The organism is Lysobacter sp. A289, from assembly GCF_054072675.1.
Map to the genome: position 1 here is coordinate 282,008 of NZ_JBSVRN010000001.1, position 16,251 is coordinate 298,258.

A 16,251-nucleotide genomic window follows, 5' to 3' on the forward strand; every position below is an offset into this window, starting at 1 on the left:
GCGCCATCCCCACCACAGCAGGAGCGTGCGCATGAGTTCGATCCAGGGCAAGGTTGCCATCGTCACCGGCGCGGCCAGCGGCATCGGCAAGGAAATCGCGTTCGAGTTGTCGCGTGCCGGCGCGTTCATTGCCATTGCCGACATCAATCTCGACGGCGCCAGGGCGGTTGCCGATGAGATCGAGCAGGCCGGCGGCAAGGCCATTGGCATCGCGATGGACGTCACCGACGAGGCGGCGGTCAATGCCGCTACCCAACAGGTCGTGGATCAGTGGGGCGCGGTCGATATTCTGGTGTCCAACGCCGGCATCCAGATCGTCAATCCGATCGAGAATTACAGCTTCGCCGACTGGAAGAAGATGCTCGCCATCCACCTTGATGGCGCGTTCCTGACCACCAAGGCGGTATTGCCGCACATGTACCGGGACGATGGCAGCGGCAAGGCGAACCGCGGCGGCGTGGTCATCTACATGGGCTCGGTGCATTCCCATGAAGCGTCGAAGCTGAAGGCGCCGTATGTCACCGCCAAACATGGCCTGCTGGGCCTGGCGCGGGTGTTGGCCAAGGAAGGCGGCGAGCGCGGCGTGCGCAGCCACGTGGTCTGCCCGGGCTTTGTCCGCACGCCGCTGGTGGACAAGCAGATCCCGGAACAGTCGAAAGAGCTCGGCATCAGCGAGGAGGAAGTGATCCGCGACGTGATGCTGGGACAGACCGTCGATGGCATCTTCACCACGGTCGAGGACGTCGCCAAGACGGTGCGTTTTCTCGCCGAATTCCCCAGCGCCGCATTGACCGGGCAAAGCCTGGTGGTCAGCCACGGCTGGTACATGCAGTAGGCCGCGTCGCGCGCGGCTGTCTCCGGCGCTGACGGAGCGCGCTGGCTCAATCCAGCGGGGCTGGGGCGATGGCCGCCGTGGCGGCATAGCCGCATGGTCGGGGTGACGTTTGACAGGCGGTGGAACCGGAAAACCCGGGTAAGATTTGCCCCGATCTTGCTTTTCGTGGACCTTGCATGCGCTTCCTCCCGATGCTGTCCATCCTCGTTGCGCTGACGCTGCCGTTCAAGGCAGCCATAGCCGCGACAGCGGAATCCGGGGCGGTCGAGCCTGGCGCCATCGAGCTGGATGGCAGGATCGACCCGGTCGAATGGCGCGGTGCCCGCCACTTCAATGACTTCGTGCTGACCCAGCCGCTGTCGCTACAGCCATCGCCGTACCCCACCGAAGCCTGGGTGCTGGCCACGCCGGACGGGTTGGCGATCGCTTTCCGCAGCCTGCAGGCGGCCGACGTGCCGCGCGTGCGCACCCGCACCCGTCGCGACGAGGATGCACAGGTGGACCGGGTCAATGTCGCGATCGACTTCGATGGCGATGGGCGTACCGGCTACAACTTCATGGTCACGCTGGCCGGTGGCATCGGCGATGAGGTGATCACCAACGAAAGCAGCTACAGCAGCGACTGGGACGGCAGCTGGCAACACGCGGTCAGCGAGGACGAGGCCGGCTGGAACGTCGAGATGCTGATTCCGTGGTACATCGCGCCGATGCGCAAGGCCGACGGCGGTACCCGCACGGTCGGCCTGTACCTGGACCGGGTGATCGGCTCGACCGGCGAACGCGTCGCCGCTCCGGGCGCGAGCTTCCAGCGACCGCGGTTTTTGTCCGATTTCCGCAAGGTCGAGTTGCCGGCCTACAGTCAGTCGCTGCTGGCAATCACGCCGTACGCGGTTGGGGTGTACGACAACGTTGGTGGCAGCAGTGACTTCGACGCCGGCGCCGACATCTTCTGGAAGCCCAATGGCCAGACCCAGCTGACAGCGACCATCAACCCCGACTTCGGCCAGGTCGAGAGCGACGACCTGGTGGTCAACTTCGGCGCCGAGGAGACTTTCTTCAGCGACAAGCGGCCGTTTTTCACCGAGAACCAGGGCATCTTCAATTTCGGCCTGTTGATCGACAACAGCCAGTTGATCTACACCCGTCGCGTCGGCGGACCCGCCGATGACGGCAGCGGCCCCGGCGATATCGGCGCGGCGGTCAAGCTCAACGGCAGCCTCGGCGGGACCAACTATGGATTGATGGCGGCCGAGGAGAACGGCGAGGCCGGCCGTTCGTTCCGCGCGCTGCGGCTCAACCACGACTTCGAGCGCCAGAACGTCGGCCTGCTGGCAACCCAGGTGCTGCGGCCGTTCCTGGACCGCGAGGCGCGCGTGCTCGGCGTCGACCACCGCTGGCAGCCGACCGATGCGATCACCATCACCAGCAACGTGGTCGGCAGCGACATCGAGGAAGCCGGCCAGACGATCCGTGGCAGCGGCGCCACCACCGTGGTCGAGTATGAAATGGGCAACGGGTGGCGCCAGCAATGGCTGGCGATGCACTTCGGCGTTGACCTCGAGGTCAACGATTTCGGCTACCTCGGTCGCAACAACCTCAACTACGGGCACTGGCAGGTCAGTCGCCGCCTGACCGGGCTGTCGCAGGATTCGGCTTACGCCTCGCACGACTACCGCGGCCGCATCATCGGCATGGACAACGACCATGGCCTGCGGTTGCAGCGGCAACTGCGCCTGATCCGCTCCAGCGAGCGTCGCGATGGCGGCAACGAATACCTGCAGCTCAACGTCAACACGCCGCACTACGACGACCTGCTGACCCGCGGCAACCATCCGTTGCGTAAACCGGGCAATTTCAGCCTGTCGTGGGAGCGCGATCGGCCGCGCAAGGGGCGCTGGTCGTGGGAACTCGATGCCTGGGTAGGCGGTGGCGGCCTGGCAGGCAATGGCGAGATCGGCTACAGCCTCGAGTTCGCCCCGACCTACTACTTCAGCGATGCCCTCAGCGCATTCGTCGGCGGTTACGCCGAGTACACGCCGGACTGGCTGGTGTGGCAGCACGACAACCTGGTTGGCCGCTTCGATGAGCGCTCGCTGCAGTTCAACGCCGGGCTGGACTGGAGCATCGGCCAGCGTCAGGAGCTGCGATTGAAGTTGCAGGCGATCGGGCTGGACGCGCGGCTCACCGAGGCCGTTCGGGTCGGTGCGGATGGCCACGCGGTGGCGGTCGATCCCACGTTGGCGGACAACCAGGTCGACGACTTCAGCCTGCGCAACCTCGGGTTCCAGGTCCGCTACCGCTACATGCTCGCGCCGCTGTCGGACCTGTATGTAGTCTACGGACGCGGCGGCTACATGCTCGACGAGTTCTCGGTCGGGCCGCGGGATCAGTTGCGCGACAGCTTCAGCCTGCGCGACAGCGAGCAGCTGCTGGTCAAGCTGTCGTACCGGTTCGAGTTGTAAGGGCGCGGACCGGTCGCTCCTGCACGAGGTTGTCTGGGGCGATCCACTGTTCGGGGGTGGTGATCTCGAACAGGCCTTCGCGCTTGCAACGCCGCGCCAGCGACAGCAGGTGACGGTCGCGGCTGAGCAGCCAGCGGGCACCCGAGTCGCACGCGAGTTGCAGGAACTTCTGGTCGTCGGGATCGCTGCAGCGGGGCAGGGCTACGTCGGGCCACGAGCCGGGTTCCGCTTCCATCCCACGCAGCGGCCGCATCAGCGCATCGAAGGCCTCGATCATCGCGGTGCAGCGTTCCTCATCCAGCTTCAGCACCGGGTAGCGCAGCACCCGCAGCCATTCGGCGCGGCATTCGTGGTTGCCGACCGCGATCACCTCACCGGCCCGCAACGCCGCCTTCAGCGCAGTCACGCGCGGATCGTCGAACAGCAACAGGTCGAGGCAGACATTGGTGTCCAGCACGATGCGCGGTGATGGAGGCGGTCCCGTCACGGCCGGATTTCACGGATGTCGGCCGAGGCGATTCGCCATGCGCGCTGCTCCTCGGTAGCGCCGTCGACGACGGCCCGGCGCAACGTGTAGGCGCCCACATACTGGTGGATGCTGCCATCGCGATGGGTAGCACGCAGCGCGATCGGAACCTCGATGTAGCGCGAGCCGGCGGCGGGGTCGACCCGACCCGGCGCCATCACTTCGACCGAGATCCGGACGGTATCGTCGAAGCCATCCGCAAACTGCAACGGCGATTGCCCGCTTGCTTTGCCGTGATCGGACCATAGCCGATAGGCCTGGTCATGATGGCCGGTGTTGATTGCCTCGTAATACGCACGTACCACCGCGACCGCCTGGTCCGGGCCGGACTCGTCGGGCCGCGATTCCCGACCCGGCGATGTGCCGGGAGACATCGGCGCCGACAGCGGTAATCCGCCGTCATCATCGGGCCTGCCATTGCTGCCGATCGCGGTGTCGACCGGGGCCTGGCTCAACGGCGGGGGCGACCCGATCTGTCCCGGTCCCGGCTGTGCGGGCATGCCGGTGACGCTGTCGCCGGCAGGTCCGGGTTCGGGCAAGGCTTCGGTGGCGGCGGTGTCGTGGCTCACCGGTGTCGAGCGTTCACCGCAGCCAGCCAGGCAACTGGTCAAGGCCAGCAAAACACCCAGGCCAATCGTCGTGCGCAAACCAGTCATGCGGTCGGTACTCCGTCATTCGTCGAGCTTGACCACGACCAGACCGCGCTCGATGTCGGTCGACTCGATCCGGCGCGCGCTGATGCGCTCCAGCAGGCTGCTGTCGAGCCGGTAGACCGGCTCCTCGCGGGCGTAATCGGACAGCCAGGCGCTGAGCAGCTCGCGCGAGGTGGTATTCATTACGCCGCCCAGCCCCGGCAGGTCGACCGATTCTATTACCGGGTCCCGCAGGTGAAGGCCCAGGGTGTCCTGGTCGAAGCGAAGGCCACTGCTAAGCGTGAAATGCCCGAGGGTGGTCATGCTGGTGCTGTCCATTGCCGACAAGCGGATGTTGAAACTCAGGCGCAGGCGGGTGTTGTCATGCGGAATCGACAGGCTCGGATTGGTCAGCCGCAGCGACACCAGGCCACCAAGGCGCTCGTACTGCTTCGGGAAGTTGCGGTTGAGTGATTGCTGCAACTGGGGCTGGGTAAACGTGACCTGGCTGCCCAGCATCATGCCAAGCGTGTTGAGGGTGGAACAGCCGGCGGACAACAGGCATATCAAGGCGAATGCCGAGATGGCGATGCAGGTACGGACAACAGACTTGCAGGCAACCGGTTTGCGCATGATCGATCCTTGCAGGTTTCGTTCGCACGTTACGTGGCGACCGTGAATGGCGGGTTAGCGTGACGACGCCTGTGACAGGCGTGTCGATGCTAGCGCGAAGTGGTTCCCGGTAGTCGAGTGGTCGTGTAGTCGCAATGGCCGGCCGTTGCAGGAGCGGTGCCTAGTCCTCCTCGTGTCTGGGCCTGTAGGCCTCGATCAACCGGCGTTGCACCGCCCCGGGGACTGGCTCGTAGTGGCTGAAGTCGAGCGAGTAGCGCCCGCGCCCGGCGGTCACCGACTTCAGCTCCGCCGCGTAACCCTCCAGTTCCGACAGCGGCACCTGCGCCTTCACCACGATCTCGTTGCCGCGCAGCAGGTCGGTGCCATTGATGCGTGCACGCTTGCTGGCCAGGCCACTGCTGATGTCGCCCATATGTTGCTCGGGCGCGTTGACCTCCAGGTCGACGATGGGTTCGAGCACTTGCGGCGATGCCTTGCCGATCGCATCGAGAAAGGCCTTCCTGCCAGCGGCGACGAAGGCGACCTCCTTGCTGTCGACGTTGTGGTGCTTGCCATCCAGCACCACGACCCGCACATCCTGGATCGGATAGCCGGCGATCGCGCCGCTGTGCAGGACCAGTTGCACGCCTTTCTCGATCGCCGGCAGGAACTGGCCCGGGATCGTGCCGCCCTTGACCTGGTCGATAAACTCGAAACCGCCGCCGCGCGGCAGCGGTTCCACCCGCAGCAGCACCTCGCCGAACTGGCCGGCGCCGCCGGTCTGCTTCTTGTGGCGATGGTGGCCCTCGGCCTTGCCGCTGATGGTTTCGCGATAGGCGATGCGCGGCGGGTGCGAGTTGACCTCGATGCCGTGCTTGTCGCGCAGCCGGTCCAGGTTGATCCGAAGGTGCAGCTCGGACAGGCCGCGGATGACGGTTTCGTTGGTCTCGGCCTCGTGTTCGACATGGAAACACGGGTCCTCCTCGGCCAACCTGTGCAGCGCGCCGGCGAGTTTCTGTTCCTGGCCCTTGCTGGCCGCGTCGATCGCCAGGCCGAACATCGGCCGCGGAAAGTCCAGTGGCATCAGGCGGATGTGGGCCTGGTCAACGTCGTCATGCAGCACGGCATCGAAATGCGCGTCCTCGACCTTCGCCAGCGCGGCAATGTCGCCGGGTATCGCGCGGTCGATCTCGAAACGGTCCTTGCCTTGCAACGCATACAGGTGGCCGACCTTGAACGGCTTCTTGCCGTCGTCGATGAACAGCTGGCTGTCCCGGCGCACGGTGCCCTGGTGGACCCGGAACACCGCAAGCTTGCCGACAAACGGGTCGTTGATGATCTTGAACACGTGGGCGATTATCGGCGCGTCGGGATCGGGCACGGTCTTGATGCGTTGGTGCGCCGCGCCGGGTTGGACTTTCTCGAACGGAGGCGGATTGGTTTCGGTCGGGCTGGGCAGCCATTTGCTGGTGACGCCCAGCAGTTCCGTGACGCCCACGCCGGTGCGCGCCGAGCAGAACACTACCGGTACCAGGTGTCCCTCGCGCAGGCACTGCTCGAACGCCGCGTGCAACTCGTCAGCAGACAGGCCGCTTTCACCCCGGTCGAGGTAGTGCTCCATCACGGGCTCGTTGATCTCGACCACCTGGTCGAGGATCTTCTGGTGCCAGTCGGCGACCGGACCGAGGTCGCTGCTTCCATTCGGGCCGCCGGTGTCGGTACCGCCGAGGCAGTCGATCACCGCCGTCGCACCGGCCACAGGCAGGTTCAAGGGCAGGCATTCGGAGCCGAATTGCTGCCGGACCTCATCCAGCACCCGCGATGGATCGGCGCCGTCGTGGTCGATCTTGTTGATGACGATGACCAGACACAAACCGCGTGCCTTGGCCCGGGCCATCATCCGCCGCGCACCGTAGTCGACCCCGTTGCTGGCGTCGAGCACTATCGCGACGGTCTCGATCGCGGCCAATGCGGACAGCGTGGGGCCGCGGAAGTCCGGATAGCCGGCGGTGTCGATCAGGTTCAGGTGGATGCCGTCGTGGTCGATGCCGGCCATCGCGATGTCGAGCGAGTGGCCGCGTTGCTTCTCGACCGGATCAAAGTCGGACACGGTATTGCCGTGTTCGACGCTGCCTGCCGTCTGGATGGCGCCGCCGGCGAGCAGCAGGGCTTCAAACAAGGTGGTTTTGCCGGCGGCGGGGTGGCCTGCGAGCGCCACGTTGCGGATATCCTGGGTGCGATGGGACATGAGCGGACTTCTCCCTGCAGTCAAGGGTGGAAGGCCGTCATGGCTGTCCGCGCAGCGCGTCCGAGCGGGCTGCGCTCGGCGGGCGGTCATGGCGGGGGGCCGGCACGGGGCCGGACTTGCAGCCTCGCGCCGCCACGCGGGCGAGTCAATAGGCGGCGCGGAAGTCCCGTCGGCATGTTGCGCTAACACTCCCGCCGCTAGTCTGTGGTTTCCCCCGACACTCCAAAGGAAACCGCACATGGGCATTTCACGCCACGCCACCGCACATTGGGAAGGCGACTTCAAGACCGGCAAGGGTCAGCTCAGCACCCAGAGCGGCCTGATGGACAAGACCCGTTATGGCTTCAACAGCCGCTTCGGCGACGGCGATACCGATGAAAGCCGCGGTACCAACCCCGAAGAACTGATCGCCGCCGCCCACGCGGGCTGCTTCACCATGGCGTTGTCGGCCAAGCTGACCGAAGCCGGCCATCCACCCGACAGCCTGGACACGCGTGCGGAGGTCGACTTGTCGATGGAGGGCGGGCCGTCGCTATCGCAGATCCGGTTGACGGTTGAGGCCCGGGTGCCGGGGATCGACGAGGCCAGTTTCCAGTCGATTGCCGAGGATGCCAAGGAAAACTGCCCGGTATCGAAGGCGCTGAGCGCCGTGCCGATCTCGATGAAAGCGACGCTGAAAGCCTGACCCGTACCGGCCCTACCAGTGAAGGGTGCCGCGCACGATCGGGCATACCCGGCCGCCGGACCAGACCTCACCGTCCTGGTCCACGTGCAATTGCAGCCGCGCATCGAATCCAACTTCGCGTCCCTGGCTGGCCACGTAGCGGCCGTCGCGGCCGGGCAGGTGCTGGTTGTGGGCCAGCCAGGCGGCGATCGTCGCATTGGCGGCGCCGGAAGCGGCGTCCTCGAACGGCGCCCCCGCGCCGACGAAGGCGCGCACCGCCAGATCGTAATCGCGGCCGTCATCGGCGCGCGCGAACGCGCAAATCCCCATGCTTTCCGTGGCGGCGGCCAGCTTGGCGATCGCAAGCCAATCGGGGGTGGCGGCACGCAGGTGCGCCTCATCGGCGACTTCGACCAGCCACCAGCGGCGTCCTCCGTCCATCAGCGCCGGGGGTAGGCGGCCCGCTGCCAAGCCGCTCAGGGCGGCCGTCAGCCGAGGGTCGTCGACTGCAGCGACCTCGACCACCTTTGCCCGCGGCGTACGCACCGCGATCGTCTGTTGCCTGCCTTCGCCGTGGACGGCGAGCGGCAGCACGCCGCCGATGCCTTCCTGCACGACCCGGCCTTCCTTTGCGGTCGCCATGCCGGCGTCCAGCACTGCAAACGCCGTTCCCACGCTGGGATGGCCGGCGAACGGGACTTCGCGCTGCGGGCTGAATATCCGTATCCGGTAATCCGCGCCCGGCACCGTGGGGGCAAATGCGAACGTCGTCTCGGGACGATTTGACCAGCGGGCAATGGCCTGCATTGCCGCATCATCAAGGCCATCGGTATCCAGGATCACGGCCAGCGGATTGCCCGCGCCCGGTCGGTCGGCGAACACATCCAATTGCAAGTAGCGGCGCAACGTCATTGCGGTGAGGCATCCTGTGGGTGTTGCCGGCGCAATGGCTGACAGCGCGTCAACCGGGCAACCGGAGGACGCTGGATTCTAAAGGGTTGTGTCGAGACGGTGGGTCAAGCAGCATTCCCATGTGCATCGGATTGTCGCCGGTTGCACCCTGTGCTTGCGACGCAGGCATCGGATTAGGATGGGAACCCGTTTTATTCACCCAGGCCGGCGTGCGCTACCGGTTCAGTCGAGGACATATTGGTGGCGCAAGCGCAAAGATGGGCGGTGTTGAAATTTGGCGGTACCTCGGTATCGCAACGTGAGCGGTGGGACACCATCGGACGCCTGGCCTGCAAACGCATGGCGGACAGTGGCGTGCGTGTGTTGGTGGTGGTCTCGGCGCTGTCGGGCGTGACCAATGAGCTGCAGGCGATCTGCAGCGGCGATGATGCCGACGCCCGGGGCCGGGCGCTGATCGACCGGCATCGTGCGTTTTGCGTCGAGTTGGGGCTGGATCCCGAGTTGGTGCTGGGCACGCGGCTGGCCGGGCTGCTGGCATTGTTGCGCTCGCCGTGTGCGGCAGAGCGGTCGCTATCCTGGCAAGCCGAGATGCTGGCCCAGGGCGAGCTGCTGTCCTCCACGCTTGGCGCGGCCTATCTGCGTAGCCAAGGCGTGGATGTCGGCTGGTGCGACGCGCGCGAATGGCTGGAAGCGGCCGAGCTGCCCAACCAGAGCCCGTGGGCAGGCCGGCTGTCGGTGAACTGCAAGCGCGAGGCCGAACCAGGCTTTGGCCAGCGCTTTGCCGCCCAACCGGCGCCGATGCTGCTGACCCAGGGGTTCATCGCCCGTCATGCCGACGGCGGCACCGCATTGTTTGGCCGTGGCGGCTCGGATACATCGGCGGCGTGTTTTGGCGTGCTGTTGAACGCCGAGCGGGTCGAGATATGGACCGACGTGCCGGGCATGTTCAGCGCCAATCCGCGCGAAGTCCCGGAGGCCCGGTTGCTGGTGCGACTGGACTACGCCGAGGCCCAGGAAATCGCGACCACAGGTGCCAAGGTCCTGCACCCGCGTTCGATCGGTCCCTGCCGCCGCGCCGGAGTGCCGATGACGATCCTGGATACCCAACGCCCCGAACTGCCGGGTACGCGGATCGAAGGCGCCATCGCGACCGTGCCCGGAGTGAAGGCGATCAGTCGCCGCGACGGGGTGGTGCTGGTGTCGATGGAGAGCATCGGCATGTGGCAACAGGTCGGCTTCCTGTCCGACATCTTCGACCTGTTCAAGCATCACGGCCTGTCGGTAGACCTGATCGGCTCGTCGGAGACCAACGTCACCATTTCCCTGGACCCCAGCGAGAATCTGGTCACCAGCAACGTGATCGAGGCGCTCGCTACCGATCTGGCTCTGGTGTGCCGGGTCAAGGTGATCGTGCCTTGCACGTCGATCACCCTGGTCGGCCGCGGCATGCGTTCGCTGCTGCACCGGTTGTCGGACGTATGGGCGACATTCGGGCGCGAGCGCGTGCACCTGATCAGCCAATCCTCCAACGACCTCAACCTGACCTTCGTGATCGACGAGGCGGACGCCGATGGCCTGTTGCCGGTGCTGCACGCCGAGCTGATCCGCAGTGGCGCCATGCCGATCCTGGATGCGGAGGTATTTGGTCCCAGTTGGCGGGAGATCGTCCACGGCAAGACCCGGCGGCGGACACCTTGGTGGCTGGGTGCGCGTCAGGACTTGCTGGAACGTGCGCGCGCCGGAACGCCGCGTTATGTGTACGACCTGGACACAGTGCGCAGGCGCGCGCGCGAAGTGGCGGCAGCCACCGCCGTCGACGGTTGTTTTTACGCGATCAAGGCCAACCCGCATCCGGCTGTCTTGCGCGTGCTGGCGACCGAGGGGTTCGGGTTGGAATGTGTGTCGGCGGCAGAACTCGAACACGTGTTCCAGCATGTCCCCGGACTGTCCCCGCAGCGGGTGTTGTTCACCCCCAGTTTTGCGCCGCGCCGGGAGTACGAGGCGGCGTTTGCGCTTGGCGTGACCGTCACCCTGGATAATCTGGAAGCGCTGCAGAACTGGCCGGAAGTGTTCCGTGGCCGCACCATCTGGCTCCGGCTGGACCTGGGCCGCGGCGACGGCCACCACGAGAAGGTCCGCACCGGTGGCGTCAACGCCAAGTTCGGCCTGCCATTGGCGAAGTTCGATGACTTCCTCGCTCGTGCCCGCGAGCTGGATATCCGTATCAGCGGCTTGCACGCGCACCTGGGCAGCGGCATCGACGATCCGCGGTTCTGGCGCGAGGTGTATGCCGAGCTGGTCGCACTGGCAGACACCGCCGCCAGCGTGGAAAGCATCGATATCGGTGGTGGGCTGCCGGTGGCATACACGCCCGACGCCCATGACTTCGACCTCGTCGCATGGGGCGCTGGCCTGGACGAGATCAAGGCCAGCTACCCGCGCTACCGGCTGGTGGTCGAACCGGGCCGCTATCTGGCCGCCGAGTGTGGCGTTCTGCTGCTGTCGGTAACCCAGGTGGTCGAGAAGGATGGCGTGCACCGGATAGGCTGCGATGCCGGCATGAACGCACTGATGCGGCCGGCGATGTACGACGCCTGGCATGGCATCCACAACCTCAGTCGCCTGGACGACCCCGCGACGGCAACCTTCGAGGTGGTCGGGCCCATCTGCGAGACCGGCGACGTGCTGGGCCGCGCCCGGCTGCTGCCGGTCGCCACCGCCGAGGACGACGTGGTGCTGGTCGCCGATACTGGCGCCTACGGCATGGCGATGGCCAACACCTACAACCTGCGGGCGCTGCCGGCAGAGGACATCATTGAATGAGACACGGCATGAGTAACAGGCAATGAGTAACTGGAAGTTCCAGCGTGACGCGATCGACGCGTTCCGTTTCGTCCGCTGCAGTTTCGACCCCGCCAATGGGGTGGCGCAGCTGGTCTATGCGTTTGACGACGGTCCGGAAATGGTGGAGACGATCACCGTGCCGGGTGCGCCATTCCTGCTGGACGACGCGCGTGCCGCCGCGGTGAAGAAGGCGCTGCAACTGCTGCACCTGATCGCCGGGGTGAGCTATTACAAAGCGGCGGTGCCGGAGCAGATCCGGATCGACTCGTATGCCATTGACAGCGACACGGCGGCCTTGCTGGAGATCGTTTATCTCAATGGCCTGGGTGAGTTTGCGTATCGCAATGGCCTGGATCTGCATGGCCGGATCCGCTTCCCGAGCGGGACGCAGCCCGCTTCCAGCCTTGCTCCCGCGGTGGGTCTGGGCGAGCACGCGCTGGTGGCCATTGGCGGTGGCAAGGATTCGCTGGTCAGCATCGAGGCGTTGCGCGCGCTCGGGGTCGAGCAGACGGTCAGCTGGATCGGCGGCTCGCAGCTGATCAAGGCCTGCGCGGAACGTACCGGCTTGCCGACACTGAACGTCGGTCGCGCGTTGGCCTCGCAACTGTTCGATTACAACCGCGAGGGCGCCTGGAACGGCCACATTCCGGTGACGGCGGTGAACTCCGCGATCCTGGTGCTGGCTGCGCTGTTGCAAGGGGCCGGGCAGGTGGTGTTCTCCAACGAGCGTTCGGCCAGCTACGGCTCGTTGATCACCACCGATGACGGCACGGTCACCACTGAGGTGAACCACCAGTGGTCGAAGGGCTGGGCTTTCGAGTCGGCGTTTGGCGACTACGTCGAGAAGCACGTTGCCGCCGATCTGCACTATTACTCGCTGCTGCGCCCGTTGAGCGAGCTGGCGGTTGCGCGCCAGTTCACCCGCACCGATCACTACGACGCGCATTTTTCCAGCTGCAACCGCAACTTCCATATTCTCGGCGAGCGCCCGACCAACCGCTGGTGCGGGGTCTGCCCGAAGTGCCATTTCGTGTTTCTCGCGCTGGCGCCATTCATGAGCAAGCCACGGCTGGTGGGCATCCTCGGCCGTAACCTGCTGGACGACACCGCCCAGGCGGCCGGTTATGACGCCTTGCTGGAGTACCGCGACCACAAGCCGTTCGAGTGCGTCGGTGAAGGTCGCGAGTCGCGCGCCGCGATGGCCGCACTGGCCGAGCGTCCCGAGTGGCGAGAGGATGCGCTGGTCAAACGCTTCGTCCACGAGATCCTGCCGCAGTTGGACGCCGACGAACTGCGGATCGAGCCGTTGCTGGTGCTCGACGACGAGCAACGGATTCCGCCGCGACTGTGGGAACGCTTGCGTGCGCATCTCGCAACTTGACGGCCAGCGCGTCGCGTTGTGGGGTTGGGGCCGTGAAGGCCACGCCGCTTACCGTGCGATCCGCTCGCGATTGCCGGAATTGTCGCTGACGCTGCTTTGTCAGGATGATGAAGTTGCCGACGCAGCGGCCCTGGGAGATGCCCGGCTGGCGGTGGAAACCGATGCCAGCGCCGGGCGCTTGTCGAGCTTCGACATCGTGGTCAAGTCGCCCGGTATCAGTCCATATCGCAACGAGGCGGTTGCCGCAGCCGGGCAGGGCACCCGATTCATCGGCGGCACCGCACTTTGGTTTGGCGAGCTGGCTGGCCCGGACGATGTAGTCGGCAATGCCGTTTGCGTGACCGGCACCAAGGGCAAGAGCACCACCACCGCGTTGCTCGCCCATCTATTGCGTGCCGCCGGCCACCGCACCGCGCTGGCCGGCAATATCGGCTTGCCGCTGCTGGAGTTGTTGGACTGGCCGCAGGCGCCGCGTGATCCCCCGCAGCGACCGGATTACTGGGCGATCGAGCTGTCGAGCTACCAGACCGGCGACGTGGCCGACAGCGGTGCACGGCCGCAGATAGCCGCCGTGCTCAACCTGTTTCCCGAGCACCTGGATTGGCACGGATCTCAGTCACGCTATATCGAGGACAAGCTGCGGCTGCTGACGGACGCGCGGCCACCAATCGCGGTGCTCAATGCCAATGACTCCACCCTGGCGGCGCTGTCACTGCCCGACAGCGACGTGCATTGGTTCGGACGCGATGATGGCTGGCACCTGCGCGAGGACACGTTGTATCGCGGTGATCAACGGGTCATGGATACCGCCGCGCTGCCGCTTCCCGGCCGTCACAATCGTGGCAACCTGTGCGCGGTGCTGACCGTGCTGGAGGCTCTTGGACTGGATGCGGTGGCGCTGGCCGATCACGCGATGGGGTTCCAGCCGCTGCCGCACCGGTTACAGATGCTTGGTACGCACGGCGGGGTCAGTTACGTCAACGATTCGATCAGCACCACGCCGCACGCCAGCCTGGCCGCGCTGGAGTGTTTCGGCGGCCGCCGGGTTGCGATCCTGGTCGGCGGCCATGACCGCGGTGTCGACTGGTCCGGCTTTGCCGCGGCGATGGCGGATCATGCACCGGCTGCGGTTGTCACCATGGGCGCCAACGGTCCACGGATCCACGAGCTGCTTGAACCGCTGGCTGCGCGCGGCCGCTTCCGGCTTGCGGCCGCGCCCGATCTGCCTGAAGCGGTCCGGCAGGCCGAGCACGCGCTAGGTGGCGGGGGCGTGGTCCTGCTTTCCCCCGGTGCCCCCAGCTTCGGCGCGTATCGCGACTATGTCGCCCGCGGCCGCCATTTCGCCTCCCTGGCAGGCTTCGATCCAAACGCGATTAGTACGATTCCTGGACTCGGCGTGAGTTGATGAAATCCAACACAGCCCTCAATGGTCGCGGTTGACCGCGTACGCGATCAGGCCACGCAGCGCGCTCACGTGACGGTTCTCTTCCAGCCCGTCCAGCGCCCGCTCGGCGAGCTTCGCGTAATCGCGCGCACGCTCGCGACTGTATTCTAGGCCGCCGGTGGCGTGGATCGCCGCCAGCACTTCGGGCAATGAATCGGCATCGCCATGCTCGATGGCCGCTCGCAACCTGGCGGCGGTGTCGGCATCGGAGTGCCTGATTGCATGGATCAACGGCAGCGTCGCCTTGCCCTCGGCGAGGTCGTCACCGAGGTTCTTGCCCAGCGTCTGCGCATCGGATGCATAGTCGAGCACGTCGTCGGCGATCTGGAACGCGTAGCCGAGGTTGAGGCCGCAGTCGTGCAGGCGCTGCTGGGTGGCCTCGTCGGCGCCGGCCAGCAGGGCGCCCAGGCGTGTCGCGGCCGCGAACAGTACCGCGGTCTTGCGCTCGATCACGCGCAGGTACGCGGCTTCGTCGGTGTCCGGGTTGCGCACGTGCAACAACTGCAGAACCTCGCCCTCGGCGATCAGGTTGGTGGTGTCGGCCAGGATTCGCTGTACCGGCATGCTGTCCAGCTCGACCATCAGCTGGAAACTGCGCGAATACAGGAAGTCGCCGACCAGCACGCTGGCCGCGTTGCCCCACACCGCGTTGGCGGTCCGGCGTCCCCGGCGCAAGTCGGACTCGTCGACCACGTCGTCGTGCAGCAGGGTGGAGGTGTGGATGAATTCAACCACCGCCGCCAATTGGTGAACCTCGGCGCCGATACCCTTGCCCGATGGGGTGAGCGCGCCGGCGGCCAGCAGCAGCAGCATCGGTCGCAGCCGCTTGCCACCGGCGCCGATGATGTACTCGGCGACCTGGTTGATCAGCACCACGTCCGAGGCCAGCCGGCGCCGGATCAGCGCATCGACGGCGGTCATGTCCGCGTGGGCGAGGGCCTGGATGTCGGGAAGACCGGGAACAACGGGGTTGCTGGCGGCGGCGTGCATGAGGGAACCGGAAGCGATGGACCAGCAATTATAGATGTTCCGCTGCGACGCTGGCCGAGGCCCGGGTTCACAACCGCACGCGCGCAAACCCTACCGGCGGGTTCGGGTTTTACCGACGGCGAGCCCGGGATGGATCGGTATACTTGACTGCCCGTCGCCGCCCGTGGCGACCCAAAAGGACCGCACCCATGGCACGTGGCATCAACAAGGCGATTCTGGTCGGCAACCTGGGCAACGACCCAGAGACCAAGTACACCCAAGGCGGCATGGCGATCACCAAGATCAGCCTGGCCACCAGCAGCTCCCGCAAGGACAAGGACGGCCAGCAGATCGAGCGCACCGACTGGCACCGGGTGACCTTCTTCGGCAAGCTCGGCGAGATCGCCGGTGAGTACCTGCGCAAGGGCAGCCAGGTCTATATCGAAGGCTCCATCCGTTACGACAAGTACACCGGCCAGGACGGTGTGGAAAAATACTTCACCGAAATCATCGCCGACGAGATGCAGATGCTCGGTGGCCGTGGTGAAGGCGGCGGTGGTGGCGGTGGCGACCGCAGCGAGCGTCCGTCCCGACCGGCGGCAAATCCGGAAGCGCCCCGCCGCGAGGCTGGGCCGGCCAAGTCGAACGACTTTGGCGCGGACTTCGCCGATGACGACATCCCGTTCTAGGAACCTGCCGGGCCGTCCATGACCGGGTAGGTG

13 protein-coding genes are annotated in these 16,251 nt (G+C 66.0%); 7 read left to right on the forward strand and 6 right to left on the reverse strand.

The annotated features are described in order from the left end of the window. Positions 1-31: 31 nt before the first annotated feature. Both ACW5DN_RS01435 and ACW5DN_RS01440 read left to right on the forward strand, forming a co-directional pair. Positions 32-835 carry a 3-hydroxybutyrate dehydrogenase gene (locus ACW5DN_RS01435; RefSeq protein ID WP_456960985.1) on the forward strand — a complete coding sequence of 268 codons (804 nt, stop codon included), beginning with the start codon at positions 32-34 and terminating at the stop codon, positions 833-835. Positions 836-1,011: 176 nt separating this feature from the next. Further along, the gene (locus ACW5DN_RS01440) at positions 1,012-3,297 is read left to right on the forward strand and encodes a DUF5916 domain-containing protein (RefSeq protein ID WP_456960986.1); all 2,286 of its coding nucleotides are present in this window, start codon (positions 1,012-1,014) and stop codon (positions 3,295-3,297) included. On the opposite strand, the gene ACW5DN_RS01445 is transcribed toward ACW5DN_RS01440, so the two are convergent. The 4 genes from ACW5DN_RS01445 to fusA form a co-directional block, all read right to left on the reverse strand. Then, positions 3,269-3,754: a PIN domain-containing protein gene (locus tag ACW5DN_RS01445; protein ID WP_456960987.1), complete on the reverse strand. Its 486-nt coding sequence runs from the start codon at positions 3,752-3,754 to the stop codon at positions 3,269-3,271. The genes ACW5DN_RS01440 and ACW5DN_RS01445 overlap by 29 nt on opposite strands. A gap of 26 nt (positions 3,755-3,780) precedes the next feature. Further along, positions 3,781-4,479 (reverse strand): hypothetical protein, encoded by a 699-nt coding sequence (locus ACW5DN_RS01450; RefSeq protein ID WP_456960988.1) that lies wholly within the window; start codon positions 4,477-4,479, stop codon positions 3,781-3,783. Between the two features lie 15 nt (positions 4,480-4,494). After that, positions 4,495-5,088 carry a DUF1439 domain-containing protein gene (locus ACW5DN_RS01455; RefSeq protein ID WP_456960989.1) on the reverse strand — a complete coding sequence of 198 codons (594 nt, stop codon included), beginning with the start codon at positions 5,086-5,088 and terminating at the stop codon, positions 4,495-4,497. 160 nt (positions 5,089-5,248) lie between these two features. Beyond that, positions 5,249-7,315: an elongation factor G gene (gene fusA, locus ACW5DN_RS01460; RefSeq protein WP_456960990.1), complete on the reverse strand. Its 2,067-nt coding sequence runs from the start codon at positions 7,313-7,315 to the stop codon at positions 5,249-5,251. A gap of 238 nt (positions 7,316-7,553) precedes the next feature. Here fusA and ACW5DN_RS01465 point away from each other — a divergent pair, with 238 nt between their 5' ends. After that, a complete protein-coding gene (locus ACW5DN_RS01465; protein ID WP_456960991.1) occupies positions 7,554-8,000 on the forward strand; it encodes an OsmC family protein in 447 nt (148 codons plus the stop codon). A gap of 12 nt (positions 8,001-8,012) precedes the next feature. Here ACW5DN_RS01465 and ACW5DN_RS01470 read toward each other — a convergent pair whose 3' ends face one another. Beyond that, positions 8,013-8,891 (reverse strand): PhzF family phenazine biosynthesis protein, encoded by an 879-nt coding sequence (locus tag ACW5DN_RS01470; protein WP_456960992.1) that lies wholly within the window; start codon positions 8,889-8,891, stop codon positions 8,013-8,015. A 240-nt stretch (positions 8,892-9,131) separates the two neighbouring features. Here ACW5DN_RS01470 and ACW5DN_RS01475 point away from each other — a divergent pair, with 240 nt between their 5' ends. From ACW5DN_RS01475 to murD, 3 genes are read left to right on the forward strand one after another with little or no spacing between them, the layout of a single operon-like run. After that, complete coding sequence (locus tag ACW5DN_RS01475) at positions 9,132-11,714, forward strand: bifunctional aspartate kinase/diaminopimelate decarboxylase (protein WP_456960993.1); 2,583 nt, start codon at positions 9,132-9,134, stop codon at positions 11,712-11,714. A gap of 22 nt (positions 11,715-11,736) precedes the next feature. Beyond that, positions 11,737-13,116, forward strand: a complete 1,380-nt coding sequence (murL, locus tag ACW5DN_RS01480; RefSeq protein ID WP_456960994.1) for a UDP-N-acetyl-alpha-D-muramoyl-L-alanyl-L-glutamate epimerase — start codon at positions 11,737-11,739, stop codon at positions 13,114-13,116. Further along, a complete protein-coding gene (gene murD / locus ACW5DN_RS01485) occupies positions 13,097-14,521 on the forward strand; it encodes a UDP-N-acetylmuramoyl-L-alanine--D-glutamate ligase (RefSeq protein WP_456960995.1) in 1,425 nt (474 codons plus the stop codon). The genes murL and murD overlap by 20 nt, the downstream gene beginning before the upstream one ends. A gap of 18 nt (positions 14,522-14,539) precedes the next feature. On the opposite strand, the gene ACW5DN_RS01490 is transcribed toward murD, so the two are convergent. Continuing rightward, positions 14,540-15,550: a polyprenyl synthetase family protein gene (locus ACW5DN_RS01490; protein WP_456960996.1), complete on the reverse strand. Its 1,011-nt coding sequence runs from the start codon at positions 15,548-15,550 to the stop codon at positions 14,540-14,542. Positions 15,551-15,738: 188 nt separating this feature from the next. On the opposite strand from ACW5DN_RS01490, the gene ssb reads away from it, so the two are divergent. Next, the gene (ssb, locus tag ACW5DN_RS01495; protein ID WP_456960997.1) at positions 15,739-16,218 is read left to right on the forward strand and encodes a single-stranded DNA-binding protein; all 480 of its coding nucleotides are present in this window, start codon (positions 15,739-15,741) and stop codon (positions 16,216-16,218) included. Positions 16,219-16,251 lie beyond the last annotated feature (33 nt).

Coding starts and splice junctions, on each gene's coding strand:
- ACW5DN_RS01435 (WP_456960985.1), top strand. CDS start 32: ATGAGTTCGATCCAGGGCAAGGTTGCCATCGTCACCGGCGCGGCCAGC.
- ACW5DN_RS01440 (WP_456960986.1), top strand. CDS start 1,012: ATGCGCTTCCTCCCGATGCTGTCCATCCTCGTTGCGCTGACGCTGCCG.
- ACW5DN_RS01450 (WP_456960988.1), bottom strand. CDS start 4,479: ATGACTGGTTTGCGCACGACGATTGGCCTGGGTGTTTTGCTGGCCTTG.
- ACW5DN_RS01455 (WP_456960989.1), bottom strand. CDS start 5,088: ATGCGCAAACCGGTTGCCTGCAAGTCTGTTGTCCGTACCTGCATCGCC.
- fusA (WP_456960990.1), bottom strand. CDS start 7,315: ATGTCCCATCGCACCCAGGATATCCGCAACGTGGCGCTCGCAGGCCAC.
- ACW5DN_RS01465 (WP_456960991.1), top strand. CDS start 7,554: ATGGGCATTTCACGCCACGCCACCGCACATTGGGAAGGCGACTTCAAG.
- ACW5DN_RS01470 (WP_456960992.1), bottom strand. CDS start 8,891: ATGACGTTGCGCCGCTACTTGCAATTGGATGTGTTCGCCGACCGACCG.
- murL (WP_456960994.1), top strand. CDS start 11,737: ATGAGTAACTGGAAGTTCCAGCGTGACGCGATCGACGCGTTCCGTTTC.
- ACW5DN_RS01490 (WP_456960996.1), bottom strand. CDS start 15,550: ATGCACGCCGCCGCCAGCAACCCCGTTGTTCCCGGTCTTCCCGACATC.
- ssb (WP_456960997.1), top strand. CDS start 15,739: ATGGCACGTGGCATCAACAAGGCGATTCTGGTCGGCAACCTGGGCAAC.